Below are 9871 nucleotides of genomic sequence, written 5' to 3'. Positions count from 1 at the left end.
TATGCAGGCGGCTCTCTTTCGCGAAAGCTCTCCGGAGCCTTTCCGCTTTTTACTGCTGCTGACGCATGGCCCGCTCCAGCAGCATCATCAACTGATCCGCATGCCGGTATCCATCCGCGCTCAGCTCGAATAAAAGCTTTGAAAGGCAGGGGTCCGAAGTGCTCTCCGCTGCCCGCTCATATTGCTGGGCACGGCATACCTCGTCCTGATACCGGGCCCGCAGAGCAGGGCAAAGCTGGCCCACATAAATGCGCTCATAGGCCGAAGTGGGCTGATAGCACTGGCAGGTGATGAGATAGTGCACCGCCATCAGCCTGCGCGCATGGGCGCCCGCGTCTTCGGCCATGTCCCGCAGCGTCTGGCGCGCCCAGCCGGGGGCCTGCCGGGAAAAGGCCAGATAATAGCGCTTGGCCGCCAGCTCCTCTTCGATAAAGCTTTGCAAAACCCGCAGCATCTCCATGGCCGACGTGCCCATGCAGCATGGATTTGCCTCAATACAGGAGAGTCCGTCCGCCACGGAGGCAGCTTTGGCCTGTGCCGTGCAGGCGGTTTCCTCCGGCTCGGAGGCGGCAGCACTGACGGCGGGGGTTTTTGCCGTGGCGCACTCCGGTGTCACGCCGGGATAGGGGTCCAGATTGGGAGAAACCCGCTGCCAGATTTTGTCGTATTGCCGGTAGTCGTATGTATCGGCCTGCTGTTGCATAAAAAACGCTCCATTCCGCCGCTTCGCGCCGGCTAGTATTAAAAAACGCGCCGCGCCCCGCCGCGCGAAGCAAATTCCCGGCGGAGTCCAGTCCTCTTCTTCATGGTATGCATCAGCCGCGCTCCGTGTGCCAGTAAAAATGGGGCGACAGATAAATCCGCCGCACTTCGGACAGAATACCTAAATCCGGCTATTAGCATTGCCTTTTTAGAAAAAAAATGGTAGAATAACCGCGTATTTTGAAAAAACGCGCAAGGAGGAATCGCGCTGTGCTGGAATTGCAACATATCCATTACGCCGTTCAGGAGCCGGAGGGCAAGTTGGAGATTTTGAAGGACATCTCCCTGACCGTCGACGACCACCGTCTGGTGGTGTTCACGGGGCCTAACGGGGGCGGAAAGACCACTTTGGCGAAAATTGTCATGGGGCTTGTGAAGCCCACATCGGGCAAAATTTTATGGAATGGGGAGGACGTGACCGATCTCGGCATCACAGAGCGGGCGAAGCGGGGCATCAGCTACGGATTTCAGCAGCCCCCCCGGTTTAAGGGATTGACCGTCCGGGACCTTCTGACCATCGCGGCGGGAGATGGGCCGCTCTCCAAGGACCTTTGCTGCCAGTATCTCACCCGGGTGGGCCTGTGCGCCAACGACTATTTAGACCGGGAGGTGGACGCATCTCTTTCCGGCGGAGAGGTGAAGCGCATCGAGATTGCCACGCTTCTGGCCCGGAGCGCACAGCTTATGATTTTTGACGAGCCAGAGGCGGGCATTGATCTGTGGAGCTTCTCCCGACTGACGGAGACCTTTGAGCAGATTCACCAGTCCGGCAGCGCCACCATGATCGTCATTTCCCATCAGGAGCGGATTATCTCCCTGGCGGACGAGGTGGTGGTCATCGGCGACGGGGGCGTCACTCTTCGTGGCTCCGCCGACGAGATTTTGCCGGAAATTCTGGCGGACACCACGGGCTTCTGCCCGGTTTTGACGAAAGGGGGCGCAGCACGATGATGGATACAGAAGTGGACCGCGCCCTGCTTGAAAAGATTGCGGACCTGATCGGGAAACCCGTGGGGGCCTTCAACATCCGCAAGGACACGGGGTGCGACGGGCGGCAGAGCTCGGAAAACATCGAGATCACCGGCAAGGAGGACAAGCCCGGCATCGACATCCGCATCAAGCCCGGCACAGCGGGGGAAACCTGCTACATCCCGGTCATCATTACCAAGCCGGGCATTGAAGAGCTTGTCTACAACGACTTTTATGTCGGCGAGAACAGTCATGTAAATATCGTGGCAGGCTGCGGTATTCACAACTGCGGAGACGCCTCCAGCCGCCACGACGGCGTACACACCTTTTATGTGGGAAAAAACTCCCACGTTCACTATACGGAAAAGCACTATGGCGAGGGGGACGGCAAGGGCGGTAAAATCATGAATCCCCAGACCATCGTATATCTGGAGGAGGGAGCCTCCATCCAGATGGACACCACCCAAATCCGGGGCATCGACTCTACCAACCGCTACACCAAAATTATCTGCGGGAAAAACGCGGAGGCCGTGGTGACGGAGCGTCTGCTCACCCACGGAGAGCAAACAGCCAACAGCGATATGGAGATTGTGCTGGACGGTGAAGACTCCAAAGGCCGTGTGATTTCCCGGTCCGTGGCGCAGGACACCTCCGTGCAGACCTTTCGTCCGCTGATGACCGGCAACGCCAGAAGCTTTGGCCATGTGCAGTGCGACTCCATTATTATGGGAGACGCAAAAATCCGCTCCATTCCGGAAATCGCTTCCAATTGCATGGATGCACAGCTCATTCACGAGGCCGCCATCGGAAAAATTGCGGGCGATCAGCTCTTGAAGCTGCAAACCCTTGGCCTGACTGAGGAAGAAGCGGAAGACCGCATTTTGAAGGGTTTTTTGGCTTGACTTTTCGGTAATTCTCTCACATTTATCGCGTCACTTTTTGTCGAATTTCCACGAAACTCCGTATGGAATACCGCATAGAATCAGAGATGTTAAACGCCGGTGCCGCTTTATTGGCGGCATCGGCGTTTTCTGCTTGGTACAAAAGTCAAACATACGACACGGGACAAAGATGCCTGCCGCACCCAAAAGCAATTACGCTGCTTTGCCCGCAGTAATTTTCCCTTACGTCTGCAAAGTTAAAAAGACGGACTGCGGCGATACCGCAGTCCTTCTTCTGCCTTTGCGTAGCCGGAAACTTTTCAGTTCCCGTCAAAATTCCAGCGTCATATCGTACCATACCGCGCCGCCATGGACGGACCCAGACACGCCCCGATTGCGGTAGCCAAGGCTTTCATACCACGGAAGCAGCGCGGCCTTGCAGGTGAGGATGCAGCCCCGCCGACCGGAAAGCCGCGCGTCCTGCTCCGCCGCCCGCAGCAGTCGGGCGGCAAGGCCCCGGCGGCGATAGTCCGGCAGGGTGTTCACGCCGAAAATCGCCTGCCACGCCCCGTCCTCCTGGTGAAGAGCCGCGTCGGCAAACATCTCGTCCCGGATGGTTTCCTCGTTTGTTGCCATGCCGTTGACAAAGGAAACGATTCCCTCGTCCTCCGCCTCCAAAAGCCAAAAGTGATTTGGATAAACCTGAAGTCGGGATGCGAAATCCTCCTCCCCGGCGGCCTCCGCCGCCGGAAAGCACGCGGCTTCCACCGCCGCCAGCGCCTTCAAATCCGCCATTTGGGCGGTACGAATGTTCATGCTTCCGTCTCCCATCCAATCCTCCATCAGAGGAGCATTTTTTTCAAATACTGCCCGGTGTAGCTCTCCGGGCAGGCGGCGACCTCTTCCGGCGTACCGGTGCAGACGATGGTCCCGCCGCCGTCGCCCCCTTCGGGTCCAAGGTCAATGAGGTAGTCGGCGCACTTGATGACATCCAGATTGTGCTCGATGACCAGCACCGTGTTGCCACCCTCCACCAGCTTCTGAAGGACTTCCAGAAGCCGCCGGACATCCTCGCTGTGAAGGCCGGTGGTGGGCTCGTCCAGAATATAGATGGTGCGGCCCGTGGCCACCTTGCTCAGCTCTGTGGCCAGCTTCACCCTCTGTGCCTCGCCACCTGAAAGCTCGGTCGAGGACTGGCCCAGCTTCACATAGCCAAGGCCCACGTCGCACAGGGTTTGCAGCTTCTTGTTGATCTTGGGCAGGGCGGAGAAAAAAACCGCGGCCTCCTCCACCGTCATGTCCAGCACCTGCGCGATATTTTTGCCCTTATAGCGGACCTCCAGCGTTTCCCGGTTATACCGCGCGCCCTTGCATACCTCGCAGGGAACGAAGATATCCGGCAGGAAGTGCATCTCGATTTTCAGCAGTCCGTCGCCGGAGCACGCCTCGCACCGTCCGCCCCGGACGTTGAAGCTGAACCGGCCCGGGCCATAGCCCCGGCTTCTGGCCTCCTGCGTGGCGGCGAACATATCTCGAATGTCGTTAAACAGCCCGGTGTAGGTGGCGGGGTTGCTGCGGGGGGTGCGCCCGATGGGGCTTTGGTCAATGTCCACCACCTTGTCAAGGTGCTCCAGCCCCTCAATGCGCCCGCACTTTCCGGGCCGCGACTTCATGCGCATCAGCTCTGCGCCCAGCTTTTTGAAAATAATCTCGTTGACCAGAGACGACTTTCCCGACCCGGACACGCCGGTGACGCAGGTGAACGTCCCCAGCGGGATTTCAACATTGACGTCTTTCAGGTTGTTTTCCGCCGCGCCCACGACCTTCAAAACGCTGCCGCTGCCCGTCCTCCGGACTGCGGGAACGGCAATTTTCCGCCGTCCGGAAAGGTACTGCCCCGTCACGGAATCGGGGTTTTCCATGACCTCCTCCGGCGTGCCCGCCGCCACGATTTCGCCGCCGTGGACGCCCGCACCGGGGCCCACGTCGATGAGATAGTCCGCCGCGCGCATGGTGTCCTCGTCATGCTCCACCACCAGCAGGGTATTGCCCAAGTCCCGCAGGCGCTTGAGGGTGGCCAGCAGCTTGTCGTTGTCCCGCTGGTGCAGCCCGATGGAGGGCTCGTCCAGAATATACAGCACCCCCATCAAAGAGGAGCCGATCTGGGTCGCCAGACGGATGCGCTGGCTCTCGCCGCCGGAGAGCGTCCCGGCGGCGCGGGAAAGAGTCAGATATCCAAGGCCTACGGACTGCAAAAACCCAAGGCGGCTTTTGATTTCCCTAAGAATCCGGTCGGCAATCAGCATCTGCTGTTCCGTCAGCTTCAGCTTACCCACCCAGTCCAGCTCGTCCACCACGGACATTTTTGTGAAGTCGTAAATACTCACATCCCCCACGGTGACAGCCAACGCCTCCTTGCGCAGGCGCTTCCCCCCGCAGGTGGGGCAGGGCTGCTGGGTCATGAATTCTTCCAGCTCCCGGCGCATGGAGTCGCTCTGGGTCTCCTGATAGCGGCGCTCCAGATTGGTGCAGATGCCCTCAAAGGGCTGGTGCAGCACACCTTTTCCCCGGGGCTGGTCGTAGTGCAAGTCCAGCTTTTCATTGCCGGTGCCGTAAAAAATGACGGTCTTAATGTCCTCCGGCAGGTCATTAAACGGAACGGACAGGGAGAACCGGTACTTTTTGGACAGCGCGTCGAAATACATCCGGGAAATCCCGTCGCCCCGGATATTGTTCCAGCCGGAGGCCTGAATGGCCCCGTCCAGAATGGACAGCTCCCCGTCCGGCACCACCAGCGCGGGGTCCACCTTCTGCTGGCTGCCAAGACCCATGCAGGCAGGGCACGCGCCAAAGGGGTTGTTAAAGGAGAACAGTCGGGGGGCCAGCTCCTCAAGGGAAACGCCGCAGTCCTCGCAGGCATAGTTCTGGGAGAAGGTCAAATCCTGCTCCTCCCGCACCAGATTGATCAGCACCACGCCCCCTGTCAGAGAGGATGCGGTTTCCACCGAGTCCGTCAGCCGCTGGCGCACGTCCTCCCGGATAATCAGCCGGTCCACCACGATTTCGATGGTGTGCTTTTTGTTTTTCTCCAGCTTCAGCTCTTCGTCCAGCTCATAGAGGGAGCCGTCCACCCGGACGCGGACGTAACCCGATTTGCGGGCGTCCTCAAAGGTCTTGACATACTCGCCCTTTTTCCCCCGTACCACCGGGGCCATCACCTGAATACGAGTCCCCTCCGACAGGGCCATCACCTGATCAATGATCTGGTCGATGGTCTGCTGGCGGATTTCCTTGCCGCACTTGGGACAGTGGGGCGTACCTGCCCGCGCCCAGAGAAGGCGCAGATAGTCATACACCTCCGTCACGGTGCCCACGGTGGACCGGGGGTTTTTGGAGGTGGTTTTCTGGTCAATAGAGATGGCGGGACTAAGCCCGTCGATATAGTCCACGTCCGGCTTTTCCATCTGCCCCAAAAACATCCGGGCATAGGAGGACAGGCTTTCCACATAGCGGCGCTGGCCCTCGGCATAAATGGTGTCAAAGGCCAGAGAGGACTTTCCCGACCCGCTGAGTCCGGTGAGCACCACCAGCTTGTCCCGGGGAATGGTCACATCCACATTTTTAAGATTGTTGGCGCGGGCGCCCTTTACAACGATTTTGTCCTGCATATTCTAAAAAACTCCTTGCCGTCCCCCGAGGGGCCGTTTCCCGCGGGGAAATTCCCCGCCGCCATATCCCGGCGCAATGCGCCGGGGTCATTCCACCACAATATCCGCCGTCTCCGCCCCCAGCAGCGCCAGCAGGTCCCGAATGGGAACCTCCACCTGCGCGCCGATTTTCCCGGCGGAGATATAGACCGCTTCAAATCCCGCCGCCGTTTCATGAAACACGGTGGGAAACCGCTTTTTCATCCCCACAGGGCTGCACCCGCCACGGATATAGCCTGTGACGGCCAAAATGGACGACACCGGAAGCAGTTGTACAGACTTCTCCCCCACAGCCTTCGCGCCCTTTTTCAGATCAAGGCTGTCTGCCACAGGGACCCCGTACACATAAATTCCCCCGGACGCGCCTTGGGCAACCAGCGTCTTGAAGACCCGGTCCGGGTCCTGTCCCATGGCCTGGGCCACATGAAGGCCGTATTCCCGGTCCCCTTCGGGGCCATCCGTATTCTCGTAAAAGTGGGCGGTGTAGGGAATCTTTTTCTGATCCAGCAACCGCATCACATTGGTTTTTTCGTCTTTTTGCTTCATCGTCTCACCTCAAAATCACCACGCCCGCAAGGACGCACACGATTCCCAAAAGCGTCAGTCCGCTCATCGCCTCCTGAAACACCAGCACGCCGACAAGAGTTGCCACCACCGGTTCAAGACTTGCCATAATGGACGCCTTGCCGGACTCCACTCGGGCAAGACCCGACGTATACAGCAGGTACGGCGCCACGGTGGACACCGCCACCAGTCCCAACGCGCCCAGCCACAGGGAGGGCGCGGCGCCCAGTGCCGCCAGCTCCGCCGGTCTGATAAAAAACAGCGAACCCACGCCGGCAAACACGAAGGTCCACACCGTGGTGGTCCGGGCGTCGTACCCGGCCCGCAGGGCGTATCGCCCGAAGATGCTGTACAGCGCGTAAAAAAAGCCCGCGCCAAGGCCCAGCAGAATCCCCGCCGGAGTGACCGTCAAATCCCCCGCAAAAACGCCGCACACAAGGGCGCAGCCCAACAGCGTCAAAAGCAGCGCCAGCAGCTTTTTCTTTGTCACCGGTTCCTTCCAGAGAATGGCGGACAAAATCACCACAATGGACGGGGCCGTGTACAGCAAAATGGACGCCACCGCCAGAGACGTAATTTTCTGGCAGGAGAAGTAGCACACGGTGAACAGCAGTACGCTGACCACGCCGGTGCCGAAAAAGTATTTCAAATGCTCCCGTTTCACCCGGAACACCCTACGGTCCCGAACGGCAAAAATCGCGGACAGAAGAGCAAGCCCGCCTGTGTTGCGCACCAGCACAATGGACCACGGGGAAAGGCCGCCGCTCATCAATCGGCGGTTCCACAGGCCGATCATGCCCCACAGCGCCGCCCCTGCCAGAATGCAGGCGTAGGCCCTCCAGTCGGCGGGGGCTTTCTGCGGGGGCGCTTGCTCTTGCTCCTGCGCTTCTGTAATTTCTTTGTTTTCTTCCATGGGCTCTCCTTCCGGTTGTGTGCGTGTTTCGCGGCTGTGGCCCCCGCCTTTCATTCGCAGTTTTCCCTTCTTCGTTTTCCCGCGGTAAATCCGCCGTACTTTCTTCCCAAAAGGTCCCGGCAGCGCCGTGGGATGGAGGGTCCGATTATCCTCCTCGCAGTTCGATAATACGATCCCGAAGGATGGCGGCATACTCGAATTCCAGCATCTTACCCGCCTCCTTCATCTCCTTTTCAAGACGCGCAATCTCCTCCGCCCGCTCCCGGTCGTTGAGTTTCGCCTTCCGGCGCTTTCCTGCCGTTTCCGGGTCCGCGGACTTGGAAATCTCCAGCGTGTTCCGCACATCCTTGATGATGGTTTTGGGCACAATGCCATGGGCCTTGTTATACTCGTCCTGAATCATCCGGCGGCGCTCCGTCTCGTCCATGGCGGCTCGCATGGAGGGGGTAATCTTATCCGCGTAGAGAATGACAAGACCGTCGGCGTTTCGGGCCGCCCGGCCCATGGTCTGAATGAGGGAGGTTTCACTGCGGAGAAACCCCTCCTTATCCGCGTCCAACACGGCAACAAGGCTTACCTCGGGTAAATCCAGACCCTCCCGCAGGAGATTGATGCCCACCAGCACGTCGAACTCTCCCAGCCGCAGGCCCCGGATAATCTCCATCCGCTCAATCGTCTCCACGTCGGAGTGCATATAGCGCACCTTGATTCCGGCGTTTTTAAAATACTCCGTCAGATCCTCCGCCATTTTTTTGGTGAGGGTCGTCACAAGTACCCGCTCCCGCCGCTCGGACCGGGCCTGAATTTCCGCAATCAGATCGTCGATCTGGCCTTCCACCGGGCGCACCTCCACCACCGGGTCCAAAAGTCCGGTGGGGCGAATAACCTGCTCCACCACCTGACCCGCGTGCTCTCGCTCATAGATGGCGGGCGTGGCAGAGACGTACACCGCCTGACCCGCCCGCTCCTCAAACTCCTCAAACTTCAGCGGGCGGTTGTCAAAGGCGCAGGGAAGGCGGAAACCGTAGTCAATCAGACTTTGCTTACGGGCATGGTCCCCGTTGTACATGGCCCGCACCTGCGGCAGCGTCACGTGGCTCTCATCCACAAACAGCATGAAGTCCTTGGGGAAAAAGTCCAACAGCGTCATCGGTGCGGACCCGGCGGGCCGCTGTGAGATGATGCGGGAGTAATTCTCAATGCCGGAGCAATAGCCCAACTCCGTCATCATCTCAATATCGTACTCCACACGCTGGCGGATGCGCTGGGCCTCCACCAGCTTGTTGCGCTCGGTAAAATATTGAACCTGCTCCTCCAGCTCCTCCCGGATTTCCACGATGGCCCGCTCCATTTTATCCTTGGTGGTGACATAGTGGCTGGCGGGATAGACCACCGCGTGCTCCAGAAGGCGGTAGGCCGCGCCCGTGACGGGGTTGAACTCCGTGATGCGGTCGATCTCGTCTCCAAAAAATTCAACACGAAGGGCCTTGTCCCTGAAATAAGCGGGGTAAATTTCCACCGTGTCCCCCCGGACTCGAAACATATTTCGTTCAAAGGCAATGTCGTTGCGCTCGTACCGATCCTCCACCAGACGGCGCAGCAGCTCGTCCCGGTTCAGTGTCTGTCCCGTGCGCATGGAAATCATCAGCCGCGCAAAATCCTCCGGTTCTCCCAAGCCGTAAATACACGAAACGGAGGACACCACAATCACATCCCGGCGCTCCAGCAGGGCACAGGTGGCGGATAAGCGCAGACGGTCAATCTCGTCGTTGGTGGACGCGTCCTTGGCGATATAGGTATCCGTATGGGGAATATAAGCCTCGGGCTGATAATAGTCGTAATACGAGACAAAATACTCCACGGCGTTGTCGGGAAAGAACGCCTTAAACTCCTCACAAAGCTGGGAGGCCAGTGTTTTATTATGAGCCAGTACCAACGTAGGCCGCTGGATTTTCTCGATGACCTTGGCCATGGTAAAGGTCTTGCCCGAGCCGGTGACACCCAGCAAAATCTGCTCGTCCAGCCCGTTTTCAATTCCCCATGCCAGCTTTTGAATGGCCTCCGGCTGGTCGCCG

The 9871-nt window shown here is 59.0% G+C and carries 8 protein-coding genes; 2 read left to right on the top strand and 6 right to left on the bottom strand.

The window, feature by feature from the left end; genetic code table 11:
* Positions 1 to 49: 49 nt before the first annotated feature.
* Positions 50 to 703 (bottom strand): ferritin-like domain-containing protein, encoded by a 654-nt coding sequence (locus tag B2W96_RS00550; protein ID WP_293007483.1) that lies wholly within the window; start codon positions 701 to 703, stop codon positions 50 to 52.
* Between the two features lie 269 nt (positions 704 to 972).
* Between B2W96_RS00550 and B2W96_RS00545 the strand changes: the two genes are divergently transcribed.
* Positions 973 to 1713, top strand: a complete 741-nt coding sequence (locus B2W96_RS00545) for an ABC transporter ATP-binding protein (protein ID WP_293007481.1) — start codon at positions 973 to 975, stop codon at positions 1711 to 1713.
* Positions 1710 to 2633 (top strand): SufB/SufD family protein, encoded by a 924-nt coding sequence (locus B2W96_RS00540; RefSeq protein ID WP_349680124.1) that lies wholly within the window; start codon positions 1710 to 1712, stop codon positions 2631 to 2633. The genes B2W96_RS00545 and B2W96_RS00540 overlap by 4 nt, the downstream gene beginning before the upstream one ends.
* Before the next feature lie 309 nt (positions 2634 to 2942).
* On the opposite strand, the gene B2W96_RS00535 is transcribed toward B2W96_RS00540, so the two are convergent.
* The 5 genes from B2W96_RS00535 to uvrB form a co-directional block, all read right to left on the bottom strand.
* Positions 2943 to 3428, bottom strand: a complete 486-nt coding sequence (locus B2W96_RS00535) for a GNAT family N-acetyltransferase (protein ID WP_293007479.1) — start codon at positions 3426 to 3428, stop codon at positions 2943 to 2945.
* 26 nt (positions 3429 to 3454) lie between these two features.
* A complete protein-coding gene (gene uvrA, locus B2W96_RS00530) occupies positions 3455 to 6280 on the bottom strand; it encodes an excinuclease ABC subunit UvrA (protein ID WP_293007477.1) in 2826 nt (941 codons plus the stop codon).
* An 87-nt stretch (positions 6281 to 6367) separates the two neighbouring features.
* A complete protein-coding gene (gene ybaK, locus B2W96_RS00525; RefSeq protein ID WP_293007475.1) occupies positions 6368 to 6865 on the bottom strand; it encodes a Cys-tRNA(Pro) deacylase in 498 nt (165 codons plus the stop codon).
* Positions 6866 to 6869: 4 nt separating this feature from the next.
* On the bottom strand, positions 6870 to 7796 hold the full coding sequence (locus B2W96_RS00520; protein ID WP_293007473.1) for a DMT family transporter: 927 nt from the start codon (positions 7794 to 7796) through the stop codon (positions 6870 to 6872).
* A 145-nt stretch (positions 7797 to 7941) separates the two neighbouring features.
* Positions 7942 to 9871 (bottom strand): excinuclease ABC subunit UvrB (gene uvrB / locus B2W96_RS00515; protein ID WP_293007471.1); only part of this gene is annotated, 1930 nt, incomplete at its 5' end.

The organism is Oscillibacter sp. UBA6647 (genome assembly GCA_002455655.1).
In the GTDB taxonomy this organism is placed as follows: Bacteria; Bacillota; Clostridia; order Oscillospirales; family Oscillospiraceae; genus Oscillibacter.
The sequence above is the reverse complement of the archived record's forward strand: the minus strand, read 5'-3'. Positions and strand labels throughout refer to the sequence as shown.